Raw genomic sequence first — 22,888 nt, forward strand, 5'->3', positions numbered from 1 at the left:
CCGCCACCCGAGTGTCCCATCCAATCAGACAGGTTTGTCACCCCGGCCACGGGGCCGGCCACCGCTACCCCGGCCCGGCCCCGGCCACCCCGGCCCGGCCCCGGCCACCCCGGCCCGCCAACACCATCCCGGCCACCGCCACCGCCACCGCCGCCGCCACCCCGGCCCCGTCCACCGGAAAGCGCCTAGTCGCGGGTGAGCTTGCGGTAGGTCACCCGGTGCGGGCGCGCGGCCTCGGGACCCAGCCGCTCGACCTTGTTCGTCTCGTAGTCGGCGAAGTTGCCCTCGTACCAGAACCACCGCGCCGGGTCGGTGTCCGTGCCCTCCCAGGCCAGAATGTGCGTCGCGACGCGGTCCAGGAACCACCGGTCGTGGGACACGACCACCGCGCAGCCGGGGAACTCCAGCAGCGCGTCCTCCAGGGACCGCAGCGTCTCCACATCGAGGTCGTTGGTGGGCTCGTCGAGGAGCAGGACGTTGCCGCCGCGCTTGAGCGTCAGCGCCAGGTTGAGGCGGTTGCGCTCACCACCTGACAGCACGCCGACCGGCTTCTGCTGGTCAGGCCCCTTGAACCCGAACGACGACACGTAGGCACGGCTGGGGATGTCGGTCTTGCCGACCACGATGTGGTCCAGCCCGTCGGAGACGACCTGCCAGACGTTCTTCTTCGGGTCGAGCCCGGACCGGCCCTGGTCGACATAGGCGATGTCGACGGTCTCGCCGATCTGTAGTTCGCCGCTGTCGGGGGTCGCACCCCCGGCGATCATCGTGAACAGGGTGGTCTTGCCGACGCCGTTCGGGCCGATCACACCGACGATGCCACCGCGGGGCAGGCTGAAGGAGAGGTCGTCGATGAGCACCCGGTCGCCGTAGCTCTTGGTCAGCTTCTTCGCCTCGATCACCAGGCTGCCCAGCCGCGGACCCGGCGGGATCTGGATGTCCTCGAAGTCGCGCGGGCGGGCCTTGTCCGCCTCGGCCGCCAGTTCCTCGTAACGGGACAGCCGGGACTTGCTCTTGGCCTGCCGCGCCTTCGGGTTCGAGCGGACCCACTCCAGCTCCTGGGCGAGCATCCGCCGGCGCTTGGCGTCCTTCTGGCCCTCGACCTTGAGGCGGCTCGCCTTGTTCTCCAGATAGGTGGAGTAGTTGCCCTCGTATGGATGCGCGCGCCCGCGGTCGAGCTCGAGGATCCAGCCGGCGACGTTGTCGAGGAAGTAACGATCGTGCGTGACCGCGAGCACGGCCCCGGCGTAGCGTGCGAGGTGCTGCTCCAGCCAGGCGACGCTCTCGGCGTCCAGGTGGTTGGTCGGCTCGTCGAGCAGCAGCAGGTCGGGCGCCTCGAGCAGCAGCCGGCACAGCGCGACGCGGCGGCGCTCGCCACCGGAGAGCGGGGTGACCTCGGCGTCGCCGGGCGGGAGGCGCAGCGCGTCCATCGCCTGGTCGATCTGGCTGTCGAGCTCCCAGGCGTTCGCCGCCTCGATCTTGTCGATCAGGATGGCCTGCTCGGCCAGCAATGTGTCGAAGTCCGCGTCGGGCGCGGACATCTTCTCGTTGATCGCCTCGTAGCTGGCGAGCACCTCGCGGATCTCGCGGACACCGTCCTCGACGTTGCCGCGGACGTCCTTCGTCTCGTCGAGCACGGGCTCCTGCGCGAGCATCCCGACGGTGTAGCCGGGGCTCAGGATCGCGTCGCCGTTGCTCGGCTGGTCGAGACCGGCCATGATCTTCAGCAGCGACGACTTCCCCGCGCCGTTGGGACCGACGACACCGATCTTCGCGCCAGGTAGGAACGCGAGGGTGACGTCGTCGAGGATCACCTTGTCGCCGTGGGCCTTGCGGGCCTTGCGCATCTGGAAGACGTACTGCGCCATGTGTCAACCCTAGGGCATCGCGCCCCGGTACCTCACGGCGGTGATCCGGCGGACGACGTTCAGACAACCGTCGGACGACCAGAGGACGCGTCGACCCGCGTTCGATCCCTCGACAGCCGGGTACGAACCGGAGTCGGACGGCCACCATCGGCCACCAAGCCCTGCTCATGCCCATGCCCCTGGACCGCGACCGCCGTGCGGCGATGACCATCTACGGCGATGACCATCCGTCGACCAGGCTGACGGTCGCGGCCGGGCCGACNGTGCCGGGAGGCGACATGCGCGCGGATGACCAGCGAGTCGGAATCGCGGCCGAGGCGTTCAGCTTCGGCTACCCGATGGTCTGCACGGTCAGGCAGATTCTCCGCGCCGCCCACGAGGGCGTCGGGCCGATCAGCCCGGCCGGCTTCAACTCGTTCACGCACGAGACCGACCCGCCGGGTCCGCTCTCCTCGTTCCTGAACGTGAACCCCGACCTCCTCGTCTCGACGGCACAGGTGGATCTGGGCCCGGGCCCCCTGCTGCTGCGCCTCCCGCCGGCACCCGACCGCTACCACGTCCTGGCGTGTTACGACCCGTGGCTGAACGTGTTCGCCTATCTGGGCACCCGCACGACCGGCGGCGAGGGAGGGGAGATCCTGCTCCTCCCACCCGGCGGCGACGCAACCGCCACGGGACGTCCCGGAACCGACGCGGGAGGTCACCGAACTGACGCGGGACGTCTCGTGATCGAGGCGCCGGCGCGGGTCCTCAGCATCGTCGCCGGCTTCGCCTACCGGGGCCCGGCCGATCTCCGGGCCGTCCGCGCCCTGCAGGACCAGCTCTCGCTGAACCCACTCGACCTGGACGCCCGCCGCCCCGAGGGCCCACCCGACCGGTCCAAGCGGGTCTGTGACGACCTGCGGTTCTGGGAGGAGCTGCGGATCTGGCTACGCGCCTTCCCGCCTCCCCAGGTCGAGCTCGACTACGCCCGCAGGTTCGAGGCGCTGGGCGTGTTCACCGACCCGTCCCCCTACATCGACCCCGACCCGGCGCTCGCCTGGTCGCTGCGCAGCGGCCTACGGACCGGCCGAGACGCGCTGGAACGGCTGGCCGACGTCGGCCGGCGGGCCAATCAGGGCTGGGTCAGCACCCTGCACGAGGCCGACTACAACCTCGACCGCTTCGGCCCCGGCGTCCTCGACGACCCCGCCTGGGAGATGCCCGACCGGGCGCAGGCCCGCATCGCGCGGGCGATGGCCGCCCGGCGGCCGCTGGGCATCGTCCACGCCTACGAGTCGACGTCCGCACACTGCGCCGTGGACGTCGAAGGGCACCGCCTCACCGGCGCCCACGACTACCGGCTCCGCCTGAAGCCCCCGCCGGTGGACGCCTTCTGGACCCTCACGATGTACGACGAGCCGGATGGCTATCTCGTCGACAACCCGCTGGGCCGCTACTCGATCAACAGCCAGGACGATCTCGTCCACGAGCCCGACGGATCCGTGCCGATTCTGATCCAGCACGAGGCCCCCCCGCCGGAGCCCGCCGCCCCGACCGCGAACTGGCTGCCCGCGGCGCGTGGCGACTTCCGCCTGGTGCTGCGGATGTACCGCCCCGGCAGCGAGGTCCTCAACGGCGCCTACTCCCCGCCGGCGATCCACCGCCTGGGCTGACCACCGCGACAGCCAGACCGATACGGCCAGCCCAGCCCAGCTCAGCCCAGCTCAGCTCAGCTCAGCTCAGCTCAGCGTGACGCGGACCGGAAGCCGGCTGCCCGTTCCGGCCTCGTCCACCTGGGCACCCGGCGCCAGCACCGCCACCTCACCGCCGCGTTCGGCCAGGACGGGAAGCACCTGGCGGTCCACCGTCCGGGCCCGGCCCCCGGCCGCCGGTGTCGCCACCAGCGACACGGTGATCGACGCTCCGGCGCCGGGCACCCGCGACACCCGCGGGCGGCCAAGCGGCTTCCCCGCACCCGGACCCGAGGGGGAACCCCTGGTCTCCACCTCGTCATAGGTCACCGCGTCGGTGACGTCCTCGGGGTCGAGCCCGTCGGCGTCGACCGTGAGGTGGGCGGTTGCCGGGCCACGCGCCGAGATCGGGTAGGACAACCGGGTTCCGCCCGCCTCGAACACCAGCTGCGGCGCGCGCATCCCCGCCGGCGNGGCGTCGATCGTCACCTCCACCTCGACGGTGCGTCCGGTGGCCAGGGTGAGCACGTCGACCCGCGAGCGTGTAACCGATCCCGGCGAGCGGTTGTAGGCGGCCGGCATCCGCAGCAGGTACGGAGTCCGGTCCGGGTGATCAGCGACGACCCGCAGGTCCGCGACTCCCCGCGAGACGGCGAACAGCAGCTGACCATCGCCGTCCGCCCCGTCGAGATCCGGGCCGTTCGCCGTGACGGCGCTGGGATGGCCCAGGTAGGGCGGGCTCGCCGCCACCAGCACCAGCGACCGGCCGGGCAACGCGCGTAGCATCCCGGCGAGCTCGCGGTCATGACCGGTCATCGTCGCGTTCGCGTCGATCGCACCCACCAGGATGAACGTGGTGAGCCCGACGACGCCCGCCGTACCCACGGCCGTCGCACCGCGCGCCGCCCACCGCCGTGACCACGTCGCGAGGTCGGCGACCCCCCGAGCTCCGAGGTGCACCAGCCCGATCAGCACCGGGGTGAGGTAGAACGGCCCGACATAACGGATGCCGCCCCACAGCTCGGCCGCGTTCCAGGCCCCCCAGAAGCCGATGTAGCCCACCAGGAACAGCAACGTCCCGCCGCCGAGCGCGTAGGCCGGCCCGTTCAGCCGGCGGCGCGCCGCCGCCACGACCGCAGCCACGGCGAGCAGCACACCGCCGCAGGCCCAGCCACCGAGCAGCCACAGATGGTCGCCGACGGACGCCAGCCCGTCGGTCAGCCCGAAGTCGTGCCCGCCGTCGGACGGGTAGAGCCTGCGCCGGCCGAAGCCGAGCTTGTCATCCGGTTCCAGCAGCGCGAACGGCAGTCTGAACGGACTGCCCGTGGCGGCGGTGTTGTACGCCAGCAGGATCCCGGCCGGCACAACCAGCCCGGCCGCCGCCCAGCGCAGTGCCCAGCCCAGCCGACCACCCCGACGTGCCTTCACCCCCGCCCAGACGACGACCGGCGCGAGCAGCAGAACGACATCGTAGGGGCGGACCGCGGCGGCCACCCCGGCGCTGAATCCGGCACCGGCGAGGGCCACTCCACCCGCTCGACGGCCCGCGCCGCGCAGGCCGCGGAGCAGGCCGAGCAGCGCCAGCTCCAGCAGGACGAGCACCGGCAGGTAGCTCAGCACCAGCGCGCTCTGCACGATCACCAGCGGAGAGAACGCCAGCAGGGTCGCGGCCAGCGCCGCCACCCTGCGGTCACCTGCCAGCTCGACGCCGAACAGGTAGGTGACCACCACCGCCGCCGCGGCGACCAGCGCCAGCACCGGCGAGATGCTGCCGGTGAGCAGCAGACCGAGCGCGAACAGGCCGGGAACGAACGGCGTGTACTTGAGGACGAAATGACCGTCGGACACCGCCGCCAGCCACGGCGCGTACGAGGCCGCCGGTTCGGGTGCCACCGGGAACAGGTGGCCGCCGGCCATCGCGCGGGCCTGGGTCAGGTAGATGATCTCGTCGTTGTTGACGGACAGGTACGGGAACAGGTTGTGCCGCAGCAGGACGGCCACCGCGGCGCTGAGCACAGCGAGGACCGCCACATACCGACCAGGCGCGCTGATCTCCCGCCCGCGCCGGCCCAGCCTGCCGATCAGGTGCCCGGGCACCGTCACTTCGGCCGTNGGAACAGCCTGACCGCCCGTGTCCTGCCGCGGGACCTCGGCGTCGGTTCCACTGGACGGCTCCTCCAGCGCCGAGCCCACCCCGCCACCGGGTTCGTTCAGCCTGCTCACCCTCGGCACGGTACCGAGCGGAACGGGTACCGATGCCGCAGGTGGCCCCATCGGTCACAGCATGTCGGTCGACGCGCGCGTTCCGTGAGCACCGCCGCAGCCGCAGCCAGACCCCGGGCGGTCTCAGCCGTAGGCGCCTCCCATGCCCAGCAGACGGATCTCACCCACGATGTCGGCGAGGCCGATCGTCATCTCACCGGGCGCCCGGGCCAGCCCGGAGGCGGACGGCAGACGTCCCGGCAGCCGGGACGCCCCGGCCCGGAAACGCGACGAGAACACCGGCCTCCCCCGCTGGGACCGCGGGGCGGACTGGATCGGATCGTTCGACAGGGCGCTGTCCGGAGCCCCCTCCTCCAGCGGAACCTCGTCAGGGATCACGTCGGGGACCACCCCGGGGCCGTCGGGGTGCCCGGCGCCGCTCAGATCGGGCGGTTCGGATTCCGTGCCGATGAAGCCGGCGACGCCCGCGGCCCCCCGCGTGGTGCCGCGGTGGCCCGCCGAGGAGACCGCGTCGACCGCGACCGCCCGGTCAACCGGCACCGTCGGCACAGCACCTTCCTGGCGTTCCTCGTCGGCGGCCGGACCCACGCCGAGGAGGTTCCCGCCTTCGTCCGCACCACCGAACCCGGCTCCGTCGCGACTCGGCTGGTCGACGGGCGCCGCCGAGGGATCCGCGAAGGGGTCCGTGTGCATCGGGAGGTCGGGGGGCGCCGCGCGTGCCACCCGGCGGACCTCGACGGGTCGCCAGGTGAGCTCCGCCGCGACGGCCTCCGCGTCGATCTCGTAGCTGACGCGCCGATCGCCCTCCTGCGTCTCGAAGTTGTTCTGACGCAGGCGGCCGACGACGAGCGCCCGGTCCCCCCGCGACAGGCTGGCCGCCACGTTCTCGGCGAGCTGCCGCCAGCAGGACACCTTGAGATAGAGCGTGTTCCCGTCGATCCACCGCTGCTCGGCGCGGTCGAAGCGGCGTGNGGTCGAGGCCAGGCGGAACCCGCAGACGGAGACACCGCTGGCGGTGATCCGCAGAACGGGGTTCTCGACGAGATTGCCGACCAACGTGATCGTGGCGTCGGGCATGGAGCACTCCTCAGGGAGCATCTCGGGGGCAGGGAGACGACTCGGCGGGCGCCCATCGATCACTGAGCGCCCACCCGGGACTCCCGAGAGGCGGCCAGCGACCGGCAGTGCGTCCACGCCACGACTCTGCGCCACCGGAACCCCGAGGGGAACCGCTTCTTCGTCCGNTGTGGATAACTGGTCCCCGTCCACAGCTCGGCGTTCCACCCTCGCTCGCGCCACCGCCCTGGGCGATGCTCGGACTGACCGCCGATGACCAGGCCCGGGAACACCGCGCGGACCGATCGGGGTTGGTGGTTGCGGGTCGGCGCACGACGGCGGCCCGCCAGGCAGCACCTACGGAGAATGGGACGGTATGTCGACACAAGCCGCTGACCCCGACGTGAACGCGGCCGCAAGCGGAACCTTCCTGCTCGGCGGCGATCTTGCGGTGAACCGACTCGGCTACGGCGCGATGCAGATCACCGGCCGGGGAGTCTGGGGCCCACCCGCCGACCGGGACGCGGCGATCGCCGTACTGCGACGCGCCGTGGAACTCGGTGTGAACCTCATCGACACCGCCGACTCCTACGGGCCGGAGGTCAGCGAGGATCTCATCGCCGAGGCCCTGTACCCCTACCCCGAAGGCCTGGTCATCGCGACCAAGGGCGGCCTCACCCGCCAGGGCCCGGACAGGTGGACCCCGGTCGGGCGAGCGGAGTACCTGCGCCAGCAGGTCGAGATGTCGCTGCGCCGGCTCAAGCTGGAACGGATCGACCTCTACCAGCTCCACCGCATCGACCCCAAGACCCCCGTCGAGGAGTCCCTCGGTGAGCTGCGCGCCNTCCAGCAGGAGGGGAAAATCCGCCACATCGGGCTCTCGGAGGTCAGCGTCGCCGAGCTGGAGCACAGCCGGACCCTCGCGGAGATCGTCAGCGTCCAGAACCGCTACAACCTCGCCGACCGCGCCTCCGAAGACGTACTCGACTACGCCGAGCGCGAGGGCCTCGGGTTCATCCCCTGGTTCCCGATTGCGACAGGGACCCTCGCCCGGCCAGGCGGAGTCCTCGACGACGCGTCGAAGCGGCACGGCAACCAGCCCTCACAGCTCGCGCTGGCCTGGCTGCTGCGCCGGTCGCCCGTGATGCTGCCGATCCCCGGCACCTCCTCGGTAGCCCATCTGGAGGAGAACGTCGCCGCCGCCGGAGTCACACTCACCGACGGGGAGTTCGACGAGCTGGCCAAAGCGGCCGGCTGACAGCCGTCCCGGTCCTCGCCACGGCCCAGCCCACGATCGGCGGGCCGATGCCCGATCCGCATCGGCCCGCCGGTCATCAAGCCATCGGTGGGTGGATGCGGCACCATGTGGGATGGTGACTCCACCCTGCCGAGCAGAGCCGCCGCCCACGACGACCGGGGGCCGATTGCGACATCAGGTGACGTGGGGTGGACACTGTCCATCCCACGTGGGATCCGTCCGCGGGCCCCACAATGGAAGAGCGCGCCCGTAGCTCAGCGGATAGAGCGAGTGCCTTCTAAGCACTGGGTCGCAGGTTCGATCCCTGCCGGGCGCACAAACAACCCCTGACCTGCAGTTTTGCCGGTTAAGATCCAAAACGGGCCTTGGCACAGCGCTCAGACACCTGATAACTTTCGCCGCCATGGCCACCCCTGAAGATCGCGTGGCAGCGCGGGCGACCGGCCCGCTCGGCCCCCTCCTCGCGTCCTGGCTCNGCTCCCTGCGAGCCGCGAACAAGAGTGATCAGACCTGCCGGACCTACATCGAGTCCGCCGCCCAGTTCGACGAGTTCCTCGACGCCGCAGCCACTCTCCGCCACATCGACGAGGTGACCCGGGCCGACGTCGAGAACTGGTTGGTGAGCCTCCACAACCGGGGATTGGCGGCCTCGACGGTCAACAACCGCTACCGGTCGCTGCAGCAGTTCTTCACCTGGTGCCTGGAGGAGGAAGAGATCGACCGCTCCCCCATGGAGCGGACCAAGCCGCCGATCGTTCCGGAGAAACCGGTCCCCGTGCTCGACGAGGAGACGCTCAAACTCTTCCTCAAGAGCCTCAACGGCAAGTCCTTCCTGGACCGCCGCGACAACGCAGCCGTGCGCCTGTTCCTCGACACCGGGCTACGGCGATCCGAGCTGGCCTCCATCAAGGTCGACGACGTCGACNTTGATGACCGAGTCGTCAACGTTCTCGGCAAGGGCCGCCGGGCCCGACGCGTCCGGTTCGGCGCCAAAACAGCACTGGCACTTGACCGCTATGGCCGTGTCCGTTCCCGCGACTCCAGGGCCGACCTGCCGGGCTGGTGGCTCTCGGACAGGGGCCGGGGCGTGATGACCGCGGACGGCCTCTACCAAATGATCGTCCGCAGGGCCAGGGCCGTCGGCCTCGACGTCCACCCGCACCAGCTCCGACACTCGTGGGCCCACTACTTCCTGGCCGCCGGCGGCAACGAGACCGACCTCATGCACAACGCCGGATGGCGCTCCCGGCAGATGCTCAGCCGGTACGCCCGCTCGACAGCCGAAGAACGTGCCCGGGAAGCGGCCGCCCGCCTCTCGCTCGGCGACCGGCTGTAGGCGCTCTCCCCCAGGCACGCCAGACGGTCCCGTGACCGTCCGCGACGCTCAGAGGTACGGCAGGCAGATCACGTCTCGCCCCGCCACGTGGGGCGGTTGAGGTCAAGCCACTGTTCGACGTCGGCACGATGCCAGAGCCTGAGCTTCGGATGATCCAAGATCGGGTCCGGGAAGCCCTTCGTGGTCGCAACCCTCACGGCGTAGGCCCGCGAGACTCGCTGCCGCNGACGGGAACCGCGCCCGATGAGGTCACGGAGTGCGTCGACGTCGACCGCCTCGGCCAGTTCCGTCAGGGAAATCATCTCCCGCTTCGGCCACGGCACCATGTGCGCGCACGCTAACGACTACGTTAAGTAACCTACGAGCATTGGTTATTCACGGCGGTTACGCACGTCACCTACTTGCGGTACCTTTGTTTCCCGGTCGACCACGACCAGGGCCACAAGGACGAACCCGCCCGAACGCTGCGGTCCGGGCGGGTTCTCGGCGATCGCCTTCACGGAAAGGATCACGCCGTGCCCCACGACCAACCAGCGAGCGACCACCCCCGAGCGCCGCTCGCGACCATGCCCGAAGCCCTCCCCACCAGCGCTTACGTACCCGGGGTCACCAGCGACAACGGGTCCGGGGTCATGGCTGTACAAGTCCGCGAGACGGGAACGGGACCGTTCCGGCACGTCGTGGTCGACGTGCCGGCCGGCGCGCATCCGGCGAGCCTCGCCGCGGCTCTGCGACAGCTGCCGATCGGGTGCGAGTTCGCGAACATGGCGGACCTGTCCGGTACGCGTTCGGGCGGCGAGCTGCATTTCAAGGTTCACGAGCAGCATCCGAGCGTGACCGGTGGGCTTGCGCACCGGTTGCTCCGGTTGGCTGATGATGACCCGTTCACCGGGAGCGGGAGCGCGTTCGGTGAAGGCGACGGGTCGTGAGCGCGCGGATGGTGCTGCCGGTCCCCGGTGCCCAGGGTGCCCCGGAGGCGCGGCGGCGAGCGGGGGCCGCGGCCGGCCGGCGCCCGTTGATCTACGGCCTGGTCGTGCTCGACGACACGGGTGCGTTGGTCGAGGTGGTGAGTCCGTTCGGGAGTGAGACCACGGCGCGGCAGTGGGCTGGTCAACAGGGCGTCGAGTTGTTCCAGGTACTGCCGGCCCGGATTGCGGGCGGGCGACATTGAGTTCGTTCGTCGCGCACGCTCGGCCCTCTGCCCTGGCGGGCGGGGGGCCGTTCGCGTGTTCGGGGATCGCCGCGGGGTTCCGGCCGGTCGGGGCGGGGTTGCTGGTGCCGCTGCGCCGGGCCTGCCGGCCGTCCGGTGCTGTGGTTGGCGTGCTGGTCGGCGATCAGAGACGATCGTCACGTGACGATCGTCCGGGATTGGCCTAGCATGCCGGTCATGGGCGATCGTCACGTGATGACCGATCCGGTTCCGGTGGACGGGCTGTGTGGGTGTGGCTGCGGCCGGCCGTGTCCGGCCGCCCCTGCCCGTGGAGGCCGGGTACCGCGGTACGCCTCCCGCGGCTGTCAACAGCGCGCGTACCGGGCCCGCCAGGCCGCCCGGACCGCTCCCCCGGCGGACCCGGCGAGCGTGGCCGGGCTCCTCGACGCGATCCGCGTTCTGGCCGGGGTGCTGGACGCTGGCGGCCGGCCCGACGATGCGCTGGTCGCCGTGGTGCGGGACGGCACGACGGCGCTGCTTTCCCGCGTCGCTCCCGCGCCGACGGCACCTACGCCGGACGCTGACCGTCTCGCGCCCCTCCCGGCAGCACCGTCGTCGGGCACGTCGCCCGATCCACGATCGTCACATGACGACCGTTCCGCGCGAACCGGTCACACTCCGGCGGCTACCACGCCGGCCCGTCCCCACGATCGTCACGTGGCGACCGTGCCAGCAGATCCGGTAGCCGACCCGGAGAAGGCCGCACCACGGCCGACCGGTTCCNGTCGAAATCGGGAGCGGCCAGTGGTGATCCGGACGGACCGCGGGGACAAGCCGCTGTCCGCCGAGCTGTCCGCGGCGGTTCGCGCCGTCGCCAACGCTGGGGAAGGGGACACTCCTGAGGTCCGCCGGGTGGACTCCGATGTCAGTGGCACGCAGGACGTCTACTTGGGTGGTGTGCTTCTCGGGACGGTCCGTCCCGCTTACGGTCCTCATGGCGGGAAGGCGTGGCGGGCCCGCGACGTGGCGGGCAGCGTGGCCCAGGTCTGGTGGAAGGGCCGCATGCGTGAGACCTTGCCGCGCCGCGGTGAGGCGGCCGACGCACTTGTCTACCACCTTGCTCTTCTGGCCGAGCGGGCACGCCGTGCCTCGCTGCGCCCCCGGTCCGTTGCCTCGACCGATACCGCTCCCGCGATCGTCACGTGATGGTCGATGGTCACACGGGGAGTGCCCCCATCCGCACTCGGACACGGGCAAGCCGCCGAGCGGCTCTCTACCGGTACCGGTAGAGAGCCGCTCGCATGTCCAGCCGTCACCCGTGGCGCGGTCTGGTCACCGCGGACAGGGGGCAACGTTCCCGGGGTTCCCCGGCCGGTCAGGGAGCGGGCGTGGTGTCCTGTTTCGGTGTGGTGCGGTTCCGGCGTCGCGCCTGCGCCGAGCGCAACGCCAGCGCGGAGAAGTAGGCACGTCGGGCGTGCTCGGCGCGGCGGGCACGTTCGGCGGGTGGGAGGGTGCCGTCCGGGTCGACCTGGCGGTCGAAGCGGTCCAGGAAGGCGGCGCGTCCGCGGGCGGTGCGCGCGGCGCGGTCGGGGGTGTTCGCCCACGAGACGTGAGCGGCGATACGGGCGATGAGAGACCTGTCCTCGGGACGAGAAGCGACCACGGGTCAGCTCCTGGACGGTTCTGTGACGGTCCTGGGCGGTCCGGGGAGAGCTCCCCCGGGCTCGCGCGCGGGGGCACCGGCCGCGGGGAGCTCCGGCGGCCCCTGGGACGGTGCGCGGACCGCGGCGAGCAGGACCGCGGCCCGGTCGGTGGAGCAGCGGTGCCCGCGCTGGCGGACACCGCGGGCGAGCGCGGTCCGGGTGACCGGTCGGCCCTGGCGGGTCAGCTCGACGGCGACCGCCCGCCCGGCCGCCAGGAGATCAGCCGGCAGGACCGCCGGGGCCGGACCGGTGGTGTCGGCGCTGCTGGTCCGGTCAGTCCGCGGGCCGTCGCCCGCCGGGCGGTCATCGACCGGCGGGGCGGGGCCGCGGGTGGGGTCGGCGGTCGTCGCTGGTGTGGGGTGGGCGGGCCGGGTGGCTTTGAGTCCGGCGACCAAGCCGAATGCGGCGACCGGCCACAGGGCCATCGTAGGCACCCAGGCACCGGGCGTGCCGGTGAGCGCGTCGGGTCCGGCGGCGGTGAGGTTCGCCGCGCCGGACATTCCCACCCCCGCAACCAGGGTCGTGACGGGCCAGCGGACCGGGGCGCCGCCACGGTGCCGGTGCCGGATCTCGATGATGGACGCCAGCGCCATCAGCTCGACGGACACGGCGATCAACCAGGCGGCCCAGTCGGGTTGTCCAGCCCAGGCGGCGACGTCGTGGACGTGGACGAACGCGACGCAGAACACCCCCACCGCGAGCACCACCGGCAACGCCGCCCCGAGCACGCGTTCCGTGCGTCCCTGCCGGCCGGGCGTGCTGTCAGCGGGAGCGGGCCCGGCCCGTGCCAGGTCGTCGCCGCTTCCGGCCTCGGTGGGGGTTGTCGGGGCCGGGTCTGGTGCGTCTTGGGCGGTGGGGTCGGGGGTCGTGGTCATGTCGAGGTTCTCCGTTCCGGGGGTTATGCGGCGCGGGTGAGGGATTCGGGAAGTGCGAGGGTAGACAGGACGGCGGCGGCGAAAGCGGGCGGAACCGCGTTCCCGGCCTGCAATTGCCGGCTGCTGGCGGTTCCCTGCCAGGGATAGTCGGCGGGAAAGGACTGCAAGACGCCGAACTCGACGGCGGTGAGACGGTGCGTCGGCCCGGCCCACCGGCCGTTTACCTGGGCCGCTCGCAGAGTGCGACGGGCGTACGTTCCGCCCCAGGCGTTCCCTCCCCCAGTGACGGTGTAGGCCGGCCTGTCGGTCAATCCGCGACCGAGAGCGTCGGCCATGCTGCGCCACGGCTTGAGCGGTGGGGCGAATCGTGCGGTATTCGAGCGGTAGCGGGTGTGAATGGGTTGCGGCGGGCCGACGGTGTTCTTGGTGCGGGAGGCGAGAAGGAAGGCGCGGCGGCGGGTCTGCGGCACGCCGTATTGCTCGGCGGACAGGATTCCGGTCCAGGTGGCGTAGCCGCCGCGGCGCAGTTCGTAGGCGAACCGATCCCAGATCGGCAGGACGGCGGGAACTTCTTCCATCGCGATCCAGTCCGGGCGAAGGGCCCGGGCGAACCGCATGGGCTGGTGGATGAGCCGGCCGCGGGGATCGGCGAGCCACATCTTGTTTCCGGCNATGCTGAAAGGCTGGCAGGGCGGGGAGGCGATCAGCCCGGTTATCCCGGTGTAGTCATCCGGCCGGAGCGCCTCGACGTCACTTTCGATGGTGGGAAGCCCGGCGGCGCGGCGGGTTTCGCAGGCCTGATGGTCCCACTCGACACCTATTTCATGGAGGCCGAGTTGCGCGCAGGCCAGGGACCATCCGCCGGCACCTGCGAAGAGGTCAAGCACGGTCGACATTTCTTTCTCCNGTTCAGAGGAAGAAGCGATGGGTAGCACAGAAATCGCGTACCAGTGATCGACGGATAGACCGAAATGGAGGCGGCGAGAGCGAGTATCGCGGCGTCCGGCAGCATTCCCAGATGTGCGGGGGCGCCGTGGACGTCGAGCGGCTTGCAGCGACGGCCGCGTACTTCGATCACACAGAGTGGCGCAGGTCGGTAGGGAGTGGCGAGAGTGCAAGCGGGAGGGTGGAGGGGGCCTGGGAAGCAGGTTTTCGCGGGTTTCAGCGCCTTCCGCGACCAGGCCGCTTACCAGCGTTCTCCCTGCTCAACAAGCCTTTTAGGCGCTTACAGGGGGTGCTTGCGCAAGCAGGGAGGCCGCTTGCGCAAGCACCCGCCCGACCTATCCGCGGACCCCGTTTCGGTCACGTTCCGCCACCACGGCGGCAACGTCGCGACGGACGATGCCGCGCCGGTTGACGACCTTCCCGCGCACCCGCCGGTTGATCTGGCTGGTCTCGATGCCGTACGGCCTCAACACCACCGCGAGCTGTTCCGGGCCCCATCCGCCATACAGGTCCGGCCGCAACTCGGCGAGCCGCGCGACGACAGTTTCCGACCACGCTCGGTTCTCGGCGTCGGGTATGACGGCGAGAATGTCGTCGAGCAGGGACAGCGTCACGGGTTCCGCCGCGGTGATCTCGCGTGGGCCGTGTTCGGCGAGCCTGCCGGCAGCGATCCGCGCGGCCCGCGCCCGGTCCGCGATTTTCTCCGCGGTGGGGGTGTCGATGTAGGCGGCGCGGACAATCATCGGCTCATCGGTCGCACCGACGAGGTAGCCGATTCCCTTGTCCGACGGGCGTAGGGTGCTGGCCTGGATTCCGTTCTTGTACATCGATGTGCCGAGAATCATGTCGTTCTCGACCTGCCCCATCACCCGCAGACAGAACCGGATAGACGCGTTCGACGAAACCCCCGTCGGAAGCGACGCAGCATCCGGCCGCCGTGTAGCGAGGATGAGAATGACGCCGAGTGCGCGGCCGAGTTTGATGATGGCGGTGGCGAGTTCCCCGGCTTCTTTGCCGTAGTCGGGGTGGGAGAACAGGTTCTGGCATTCGTCGATGATCGCGACGAGTGGGTGCAGCCCCTGGGAACGCAGGCCGGCTATCTGTCGGGTCACTTTCCCGTCCGGGCACAGATCCTTCGGCAACCGGCGGATAGCCTCCGCGCGGCGGGCGATATCGGCCCGCAGGTCCCGCAGCGCCGCCAGGGTGGTTTCGGCGGTGGCATCGTCGAGGCCGGTGGCGTAGCGGGTGGCGAACTTCTCCGCCGCGTCGAGGTCGGCGGTGCCTTTCAGGTTGAACACCCACAGCTCGCAGGTGGGATCCAGCCCGCAGCCGAGCATGAGCACCCGCACCGCCGACGTCTTCCCCGCCCCGGGCAGCGACCCGACCAGCACATTGTTTTCCGCCAGCGAGATGGACACCGGCCGGCCGCGCGGGTCGGTGCCGAACGGCAGCGGGGCGAACACGTCGACCAGGCCGCGTGTCGCCAGCGGCCACGGCGCGGCCGGGGCCTGGGACATGTCCTGGTCCCCCACCCACAGGATCAACCGGCCCGCGTGCGCGTCGTGCCCGGCTTCCGGCCAGACGCAGCCGAGGGGGCGGCGCAGCCCGGAGGCGAGCCGTTCGCGGCGTTCCAGGATGTCGGAGACGGTCACCCCGTAGGGCAGGTCGACCTCTGCCCGCCAGCCCGGCCCGTCACGCATGATCGGCGACGGGTAGGTGATCCCGCCGCCTTCCCGCCGCGCACGGTTGATCTCCGCGATCCCGAGAGCGCCGAGAGCGCGGGTGACGACGTCGGCGGTCAGCCGGCCGACCCGGGTCGGGACCACGGCCGGGCTCATCAGCGGCCGGTCCGCTGGCGCCCCCACCACCCCCAACACCGCCACCGCGGCGGCCAGCAGGGGCAGGTGTGCGCCGGTCGGGACGGAGACCCACCACCACACCGCCAGCACCAGCGCGGGAAGGCCCACCAGGCCGGCCAGGATCGCCCGGGTCCGGGTGCGGGTGTCATGGAGACGGGCGAGCCGCAGATAGGTGCTGGCGTCTTCCTGGCGGATCGCGGCGGCGATCACCGGCCGGGCGTCGCGGTCGACCAGCCAGCCCACCGCCCCCGCGACCAGCCGGCCCGCCCCCCGCGGCGCGCGGGCGGCCAGCCGGGCGGCGTAGAGCGGGAGACGCACCAGGTGGTAGGCGGCGGTGTAGGAGTAGTGCCCGGCCGCCCACCGGGCCGCGACCCGCAACGCCACCCACGACCGCAGCCACGACGGGACGATCGGCCGCCGGGTACCCGGCCGGGGCTCCAACCGCCGGCGCCGCGGCGGCCGGGGCGGGTCCACCGGAACCAGCACCTCCCCGTCCACCTCGACACCCTCGACGGCCATAGGCACCGGGAGCGGGTCGGGGGCTGGCAGGGGGACGGGGTGCCGGTCGACGGGCCGGTAGCGCTCCAGCTCGGCGCGGACCGCGTCGAGGTCCGGCACCCACCCACCCGACACACCATCGGGGGCATCCGGGTCGTCCGGGGGTGGAAACGCGGGTTCGTCGGGCGGGGGGTGTCTGTGATCGGACATGATGGGGTGCCCTTCTCCTTGCAGGGGTGGGGAGCCCGGGGCGCGGTGTCTGTCTTGGCGGTCAGGAACCGCGCCCCGGGGCGAACTCAACGAACCGGCCGAATCACATCCCGGCCGCGGTGGTGCTGCTGCATGTCCGCCAGGCGGCGGGCGTCACCGATCTCGCGGTGTTCCTCCGCGAGCCGGAGCAGCAGAACCGCCAGCAGCGCACCGTTCGACAGCAACAGCGCCGCCGACGTCAGCACCAGGAAAAGCATCATCATCGAAACCACCTTCTCTTCTGGTCACACACCGATTGACGAAATGACGCCGATCACCTGATTGATGATCTGCTGAATCATCGGCGCCAGCCCAGACGCGGCCAGGTAGAAACCGAGCACGATGCACAGCAACGCCGACGCCAGGCTCAGCCGGTAGGAACGGACCAGCACCACCACCGCGAACGTCAGCAGCAGCACAATCGAGATACTCATCATCGGATTGGGAATCCTTTCCTCGACACGATGGGATTTCAGGCGTGCGGGTCGTACGGGTTGTCGTCGAGTGGGATGTCGTCGAACTCGTCGACGTGCGCGAAACTCTCGCCGTCCACCACCGTCGGGTCGGCCGGCACCGGGTCCGCACCGGCCGGAATCGCCCAGGCGTTGTACGCCTGCCGCCACTCCGCCCGTGTCCGCACCCGCCACAGCCCCAGCCGCGCCAACACCAGATCCAGCGCGCCCCGAAACTCCTCATCGTCGAAGCCCTCGGCCAGGTACAGGCGATGCAGCACCGTGCCCGCCGTGTAGCCCTCCACGTGCTCGGCGTGCGCCTTCTCCGCCCGGTTAGCCAGGTCCGACAGCACCAACGGCCCGAAGTCGCTCCCAGGCGTGCACTCGGAGGATGAAAGGTCGGACATTATTTACTCTCCTTGGGTAGCCGCGGGATGCGGGTTTTCCTGTCGACAACAAGGGAAACAGGACGGTCTAGATTCGGTGGACGGGGATTAGGGGATGCACCCCGGAGATGTGCGGAGGATCCCGCTCACGTGCCGCAGGACGCGGCGGGCTTGCGAACGGGTCAGTTGCTGCGGCCCCGGCCGATCACCCAGAAGACGACCAGGCCCAGCGCGGCAACCGCGAACACGCCGAGCATCGCCGGAGCCATGCTCGTGACCGCCCACTGCACCGTCGAGGCGCACACTGCCAGAACCGCGAACCCGAAGAACCAGCGAATCATCGTTCCCAGCAACGACCGGCGAACAACGTAGTACCGTGCCATCCCAGAACCTGCCACTCCCGCCGCGACAACCAGAAGGCTATCGCGACTGACATCCCCGGAAGCTCTTTCACCTTCCGGGGAGGCGCGGCGCCTTGCCGCTGCTGGTTCCCAGTATCCGAAAAGTAGATGGCAGAAAACCGCCCACGAAACCGGCCAACTTTTCAGCCACGAAACCAGGCAGGAAAACAGGCACCGAAACGGGCAGCACACCGGGCATCGAACATGGCATGAACACGGTTACGCAGCCGGACTCTGCGCAGGTCACGCCAGCCACCCCCGCCACGCGGCTGCACCCCGACCCGCGACGGACACCGTCAGCTTGAAAGCAAACAGCGGGAGACAGTCCCAGCACCCGCGAACGCCGCTCGATGGACGCCATCGCACGCAAACATGGCGATCATGCGGCAAACCTGGCATAGTCGTCCGCGTTGCCCGTTACTCCCCGCACCAGGGCAGCCCCAGACGAGGAAGGAGGCTCACGGCGGGGGAAGCGGGGGCCGTCGAGGCCCCTGCCGGAACCCCACATGGCCACGAACCGCACGCCGGACATCGACACGGTGGAGAAGCTGCTACGCAGAGCCCGGCGCCACGGCGCCCGCGGGCCCGAACTCGCACAGCACCTCCCTGCCCTGGTTGACCTCCTCGTCCCACCCAACGGCGCCAGCCCACGGGACCGGGCAGCACACGCGGAGCAGATCATCAGGAAGGCCATCGACACCGCGCTCGACGATCCCGCCAAGACCGCCATCAAGGTCCTCTTCGGCCTCGCGGCCGGTACCCGACGCACCCGCGTCGACTACCGACGCGAACGCGCCGCCGGGTACCTCGACATCACCCCCGGTACCTTCCGCCGACCCCACCAGGAAGGCGCCATGATCCTCGACATCGCGTTCGAGATCGCGACCACCGTCTGACCCCGGTGGCACGACGCGAGAGGCCGCGCCGGAAATCTCCGGCGCGGCCTCTGAGCTGGTCAAACCGGTGTCGATAGTCCGCCGTCCCCATCCCGTCTCACCGACCCGTAGCCGGCAGAGCCGCGCCGGGCGGCGAGAATCAACCGGCATAGTCGACCATCCTGTGGTTGAGTTAGCCCCGGCCAGATAGCGGACATTGGTCGGAGGGTATGGATGGCACCCACGCCGCGGTTTCATCGCGTCGCCGCCCTGCAACGGCGGTTCGTCGACCGCGCAGCGGTGCTGGCAGTGTTCGCCGATGAGCTATCACGGATCGGCACGGGCCCGCGGATCTTCAATCCGACCGGCGTCGGTGGCATCGGCAAGTCAAGGCTGTTGCGGGAACTGAAAGATCGCGCCGCGGCAGAATATCGTACAGCCTCACTTGACCTCCAGGTTCACTCGCTACGGCAGCAGGAAGACGCACTCGCGGTTCTCCGCAGCGAGCTGGGAGCGCAAGGCGTCCACTTCGACAGGTTCGACATCGCCTACGCCGTTCTCTGGCAACGTCTGCACCCGCATCTACGACTGAGCCGATCGGACCTGGCATTTGTCGACGATAGTTCGATCCTTACCGACGTCGTTGACACGGTCGCTGGACTCCCCGTTTTCGGAACTGCCCGCGGGCTCCTCAAACTCCTCGAACGAGGCGGCGCGGACATGCGCCGCCGCATCCGGGTACGACGTGATCCCACCCTCACCGTGCTCGACGAACTACCGAACAGTGAACTCGCGGACGCAGTCACTTTCCTCTTCGCAGAAGATCTCCGAGCTTCCAGCAACGACAAGCCCTACGTCGTCATCATCGACAGTCACGAAGCACTCGTCCCCAACCCGGTCCGCAGCGGACGGGGCCAACTCGCCGACGCGTGGCTTCGTGACCTGGTCGCCCAGTTCGACCGCGGCCTGGTCGTCATCGCCAGCCGGGAACCTCTCCGCTGGGAACTCACCGACCCTGAGTGGGACGGCCATATCACGACCTGTGGTATCGACGGTCTTCCGATGGAAGCCCGGCTGGAACTGCTCGACGCCGGAGGAATAGCCGACCCGGTCCAGCGGCAGAACATCGCCGACGCCAGCGCCGGACTCCCCTTCTATCTCAACCTCGCCGTCGACACCCGCCTACAGACCGAGGGCCGAGTCGGCGGCGATCCGGTATCCCAACAGGAGATCCTGGCGAGGTTCCTCCAACACGTCGAGCCCGCCGAGGTCCGCGCCCTGGAAGTCCTGAGCCCGGCGCGAATCTTCGACTATGAGATCTTCCATTTTCTCGCTACGGCGTTCCAGCTACCCGGGCACCGCATCGCCTGGGAATCGATCAGCTCCTACTCCTTCATCTACCCGGCCGAACGGGTGCTTCGATTCCACCAGCTCATGGCCACCGCACTCCGGGAACGGCTCTCCCCCACCATCGCCGCGGATATTCACACGCTGCTGCGTGAACTGTGGGAGAACCGGGCCGACCAGGCGTCCAGCCGGGATGGCGGACCCGGCGCCGCCCGCGCGCTCCGCGAGGCCGCTCACCACGCACTCCACAGCGGGCAGGCCACCGCCGAGGACATCCTCAGCTACTCCGACCGCGCCGTGCGCCGAGGCGGCCAGAGCTCCGCCAGAGGCATCATCGACGACCTCCGTGCGTACCTCACCGTCCACCCCGACCGCGCGCACCTGGCGGACGCCCTGCGATGCCTGCAGGCCGACGCGGCCGTCCGTCTCGGCGACGCCGCCGTCGTCACCGCACTCGTCCCCGAACCCGTCACGGCGCTCTCCCTGGACACCACCGTGGGCGCCAGGCTCGCCGTCGCCGCCGGACACGGCCGCCGCATCGCCGGTGACACCCGCGAAGCCCTCGACGTCTACCGGGACGTCTGGGAGCACGCCACGGGCCCGTGTCGGCTCACCGCGGGGCTGTGGGCCGCGGACATCCACATGGCCCAGGGACGCTTCCAGGACGCCGAGACACTCGCCGCGGAACTCAGCGCCTCCACACCACTCGACGACGCCGAGTTCCTCGGCGACATAGCCCGGCTACGCCACCTGGCGCACCGCTTCGCGTTGGACGTCGAGACCGCCGCCCGCCACCTCGACGACGCGGCCGCCCACTACGCCGCCGCAGACAGCGTCCTAGGGCTGGCCAACCTCCAGACCAACCGCGCCGAGCTCCTCGCCCACACCCACCCCGCCGACGCCATCGCCGAGGCCGGGCGGGCCGTCGAGGTCCACCGCGACATCGGTGCCCGCCACGAACTCGGCAAGGCCTACACCGCTCTCGCGGTCGGGCACCTCCGCCTCGGCCACCTCGACGAAGCCGATGCCGGCCTGCGGTCCGCACGGCAGGCACTCGACGAAGCCGGCTACCGGTCGGGCCGCGCCCGCGCGGAGTTCTACCAGGCGATCGTCCACGCCNGGCGGGGACACCTCGACGAAGCCACCGCGGCGCTGCACTGGAGTGTCCGCGAACTGGAGACAGCCGACGTCTACCCGACCATCATCCTGTGCGCCGCACGCACCCTGGAAATCCTCGGGATCGACGACCCGTACATCCGCGACGCCGCCGCCCGCGCCGGCGCGGCTCTGCAGCCTTTCGGCGCTCCGGCATCGCTGGAAGCCAGCATCACCACCTTCGTCGAGGAGCTCCTCGACGGGCACGCCTGGAATCCCGACGACTGCTACCGGCAGGTGACAGGAAGGCCCGACGCCGCGTCGGGTTTCTACAACCACAACATCCCCGCGCAGACCCCTACCGGCGACGTGATCGTGCGGATACCGATCCCGGCCAGCGACGTCATGGACCTCAAGATCTGGCCCGAGACAGAAATCCTGCGTGCCATCCGCGGGACCGTCACCCACGCGCCCCGCCTCCTCTACGCCAATGACCAGCCGCAGTACCAGATCCTGGAACGCGTCCCCGGGCAGGTCCTCGACGACATCGCCCCACGCGGCACCGCCGTCCCCGGCCACGTCATCGGCGACGTCGTCGACCTCTTCGGCCAACTCGGACGGATCCCCCGCGACAGCGCACCCCCGCCGCCGCCCGGCTGGCCTGCGGACGGGCAGACCACCGCGTTCGCCCGGCGGCTGTCCGCAGTCACCGCGGACGTGCACGCACGTTTCCTCCCCGAGTTCGGCAGCCTCTACGCCGCGTTCGGGATCCCCCTCGACGCCGTCAGCCGCGTCGAACGCGGCTGGGACACGCTCCACCCGCGGCCCTTCCGGCTTCTGCACACCGACGTACACCGCAAGAACATCATCGTCTCGGGCGGCCGGGGCTACTTCCTCGACTGGGAACTCGCCCTGTGGGGCGACCCCGTCTACGAACTCGCCGTCCACCTCCACAAAATGGCCTACCAGTCGCATGAACGCGCCACCGTCCTCGACGGATGGACGACCGCAGTCACCGGACCGGCAGCCGAGGAATGGCACCGCGACCTCGAAACCTACCTCGTCCACGAACAAGTCAAATCCGCAATCGTCGACACCGTCCGCTACACGAAAATCATCGTCGACGAGAATCCGGCCGAGAACGAGAAAAGCGCCCTGATCGAAAAACTCGCCAGAAAGCTCACCGCCGCACACTCCGCGCTCGGCCANCACACGAACCTAGACCACTTCACCACCGAAACACTGATACAGCAGTGGGCCGAGGGCAGAAGGTAGCCATGCCGGGGCGAACAAGACTAGCCGCAGCCACCAGCATCAGGCACGAGGAACCCTTCGTCCTCTCCGGGTCCACCAAGCCGTGCCAGTACGGTCTACCCCTTCTGCCCGGTAGCACACTGTTCGGGTGAGCGACGGGCGGAAGGGGCGGATGTAACTCGCTACACGCGATGGCGTACAAATCTAACCATGGTCGACGGCGGGGGATCGGTTCGGCGAAGTGGACGACGGTGGCCGTGGATCATCGCCGGTATGGCTGGGGGCGGGGCGATACTACTAAGAAGNACGAAAGTATCTGGACTCGCTACCAGTTGATGTAGGCGAGGTGGGGATCGCCGAAGAATCCCATGACGAGGCCCGGGTT

General features: G+C 70.2%; 16 protein-coding genes, 1 tRNA gene and 6 pseudogenes. 11 read left to right on the top strand and 12 right to left on the bottom strand.

The features are described from left to right. Positions 1-185 precede the first annotated feature (185 nt). The gene (ettA, locus tag UG55_RS20420; protein WP_066071725.1) at positions 186-1,868 is read right to left on the bottom strand and encodes an energy-dependent translational throttle protein EttA; all 1,683 of its coding nucleotides are present in this window, start codon (positions 1,866-1,868) and stop codon (positions 186-188) included. Positions 1,869-2,206: 338 nt separating this feature from the next. Here ettA and UG55_RS20425 point away from each other — a divergent pair, with 338 nt between their 5' ends. Beyond that, a complete protein-coding gene (locus tag UG55_RS20425) occupies positions 2,207-3,523 on the top strand; it encodes a DUF1214 domain-containing protein (RefSeq protein WP_313954630.1) in 1,317 nt (438 codons plus the stop codon). A 2,364-nt stretch (positions 3,524-5,887) separates the two neighbouring features. Here UG55_RS20425 and UG55_RS20435 read toward each other — a convergent pair. Both UG55_RS20435 and UG55_RS40005 read right to left on the bottom strand, forming a co-directional pair. Next, the coding region (locus tag UG55_RS20435; protein ID WP_242424847.1) for a single-stranded DNA-binding protein at positions 5,888-6,735 on the bottom strand (848 nt) is incomplete at its 5' end. Position 6,736: 1 nt separating this feature from the next. Continuing rightward, a pseudogene (locus tag UG55_RS40005) lies at positions 6,737-6,862 on the bottom strand (single-stranded DNA-binding protein); the annotation flags it as partial. Positions 6,863-7,196: 334 nt separating this feature from the next. On the opposite strand from UG55_RS40005, the gene UG55_RS40010 reads away from it, so the two are divergent. The 8 genes and pseudogenes from UG55_RS40010 to UG55_RS30170 form a co-directional block, all read left to right on the top strand. Continuing rightward, the coding region (locus UG55_RS40010) for an aldo/keto reductase (RefSeq protein ID WP_242424848.1) at positions 7,197-7,664 on the top strand (468 nt) is incomplete at its 3' end. Between the two features lies 1 nt (position 7,665). Further along, positions 7,666-8,078, top strand: a pseudogene (locus UG55_RS40015) (aldo/keto reductase); the annotation flags it as partial. A 243-nt stretch (positions 8,079-8,321) separates the two neighbouring features. Then, a tRNA-Arg gene (locus UG55_RS20445) sits at positions 8,322-8,394 on the top strand. Between the two features lie 160 nt (positions 8,395-8,554). Then, positions 8,555-9,003 (top strand): annotated as a pseudogene (locus UG55_RS40020) (tyrosine-type recombinase/integrase); the annotation flags it as partial. A 1-nt stretch (position 9,004) separates the two neighbouring features. Next, positions 9,005-9,414: pseudogene (locus UG55_RS40025) on the top strand (tyrosine-type recombinase/integrase); the annotation flags it as partial. 632 nt (positions 9,415-10,046) lie between these two features. Next, positions 10,047-10,343, top strand: coding sequence for a hypothetical protein (locus UG55_RS20460; RefSeq protein ID WP_066071791.1), 297 nt, complete (start codon positions 10,047-10,049; stop codon positions 10,341-10,343). Then, on the top strand, positions 10,340-10,585 hold the full coding sequence (locus UG55_RS20465; protein WP_066071744.1) for a hypothetical protein: 246 nt from the start codon (positions 10,340-10,342) through the stop codon (positions 10,583-10,585). Before UG55_RS20460 ends, UG55_RS20465 begins: the two co-directional genes overlap by 4 nt. A gap of 408 nt (positions 10,586-10,993) precedes the next feature. After that, positions 10,994-11,347, top strand: a pseudogene (locus UG55_RS30170) (hypothetical protein); the annotation flags it as partial. Between the two features lie 592 nt (positions 11,348-11,939). On the opposite strand, the gene UG55_RS20475 reads toward UG55_RS30170, so the two are convergent. From UG55_RS20475 to UG55_RS20505, 9 genes and pseudogenes are all read right to left on the bottom strand, one after another. Next, positions 11,940-12,227 (bottom strand): hypothetical protein, encoded by a 288-nt coding sequence (locus tag UG55_RS20475; protein WP_066071749.1) that lies wholly within the window; start codon positions 12,225-12,227, stop codon positions 11,940-11,942. Positions 12,228-12,230: 3 nt separating this feature from the next. Next, entirely contained in the window at positions 12,231-13,142 is a 912-nt protein-coding gene (locus tag UG55_RS20480) for a hypothetical protein (RefSeq protein WP_066071752.1), read from the bottom strand. Between the two features lie 23 nt (positions 13,143-13,165). Continuing rightward, on the bottom strand, positions 13,166-13,813 hold a 648-nt coding region (locus UG55_RS20485), incomplete at its 5' end, for a DNA cytosine methyltransferase (protein WP_242424849.1). A gap of 1 nt (position 13,814) precedes the next feature. Beyond that, positions 13,815-14,038: pseudogene (locus tag UG55_RS47730) on the bottom strand (DNA cytosine methyltransferase); the annotation flags it as partial. Positions 14,039-14,422: 384 nt separating this feature from the next. Further along, positions 14,423-16,654, bottom strand: a complete 2,232-nt coding sequence (locus tag UG55_RS20490) for a cell division protein FtsK (RefSeq protein WP_066071758.1) — start codon at positions 16,652-16,654, stop codon at positions 14,423-14,425. Positions 16,655-16,740: 86 nt separating this feature from the next. After that, positions 16,741-16,917 (bottom strand): hypothetical protein, encoded by a 177-nt coding sequence (locus UG55_RS29225; RefSeq protein WP_157901543.1) that lies wholly within the window; start codon positions 16,915-16,917, stop codon positions 16,741-16,743. A 21-nt stretch (positions 16,918-16,938) separates the two neighbouring features. Next, a complete protein-coding gene (locus UG55_RS20495) occupies positions 16,939-17,112 on the bottom strand; it encodes a hypothetical protein (protein ID WP_242424850.1) in 174 nt (57 codons plus the stop codon). A gap of 53 nt (positions 17,113-17,165) precedes the next feature. Next, positions 17,166-17,552: a hypothetical protein gene (locus tag UG55_RS20500; RefSeq protein WP_066071764.1), complete on the bottom strand. Its 387-nt coding sequence runs from the start codon at positions 17,550-17,552 to the stop codon at positions 17,166-17,168. A 161-nt stretch (positions 17,553-17,713) separates the two neighbouring features. Beyond that, entirely contained in the window at positions 17,714-17,914 is a 201-nt protein-coding gene (locus tag UG55_RS20505) for a hypothetical protein (protein ID WP_066071766.1), read from the bottom strand. Between the two features lie 524 nt (positions 17,915-18,438). Here UG55_RS20505 and UG55_RS20510 point away from each other — a divergent pair. Continuing rightward, positions 18,439-18,828: a hypothetical protein gene (locus UG55_RS20510; protein WP_066071769.1), complete on the top strand. Its 390-nt coding sequence runs from the start codon at positions 18,439-18,441 to the stop codon at positions 18,826-18,828. Positions 18,829-19,527: 699 nt separating this feature from the next. Further along, on the top strand, positions 19,528-21,273 hold a 1,746-nt coding region (locus UG55_RS40030), incomplete at its 3' end, for a tetratricopeptide repeat protein (protein ID WP_396230961.1). Positions 21,274-22,888 lie beyond the last annotated feature (1,615 nt).

It is taken from the genome of Frankia sp. EI5c (assembly GCF_001636565.1).
In the GTDB taxonomy this organism is placed as follows: domain Bacteria; phylum Actinomycetota; class Actinomycetes; order Frankiales; family Frankiaceae; genus Parafrankia.

Bases quoted from the DNA above. Each gene is read 5' to 3' on its own strand.
- UG55_RS20480 (WP_066071752.1), bottom strand. From the start codon at position 13,142: ATGACCACGACCCCCGACCCCACCGCCCAAGACGCACCAGACCCGGCC.
- UG55_RS20505 (WP_066071766.1), bottom strand. From the start codon at position 17,914: ATGGCACGGTACTACGTTGTTCGCCGGTCGTTGCTGGGAACGATGATT.
- UG55_RS29225 (WP_157901543.1), bottom strand. From the start codon at position 16,917: ATGATGATGCTTTTCCTGGTGCTGACGTCGGCGGCGCTGTTGCTGTCG.
- UG55_RS20460 (WP_066071791.1), top strand. From the start codon at position 10,047: ATGGCTGTACAAGTCCGCGAGACGGGAACGGGACCGTTCCGGCACGTC.
- UG55_RS20490 (WP_066071758.1), bottom strand. From the start codon at position 16,654: ATGTCCGATCACAGACACCCCCCGCCCGACGAACCCGCGTTTCCACCC.
- UG55_RS20510 (WP_066071769.1), top strand. From the start codon at position 18,439: ATGGCCACGAACCGCACGCCGGACATCGACACGGTGGAGAAGCTGCTA.
- UG55_RS20500 (WP_066071764.1), bottom strand. From the start codon at position 17,552: ATGTCCGACCTTTCATCCTCCGAGTGCACGCCTGGGAGCGACTTCGGG.
- ettA (WP_066071725.1), bottom strand. From the start codon at position 1,868: ATGGCGCAGTACGTCTTCCAGATGCGCAAGGCCCGCAAGGCCCACGGC.
- UG55_RS20425 (WP_313954630.1), top strand. From the start codon at position 2,207: ATGGTCTGCACGGTCAGGCAGATTCTCCGCGCCGCCCACGAGGGCGTC.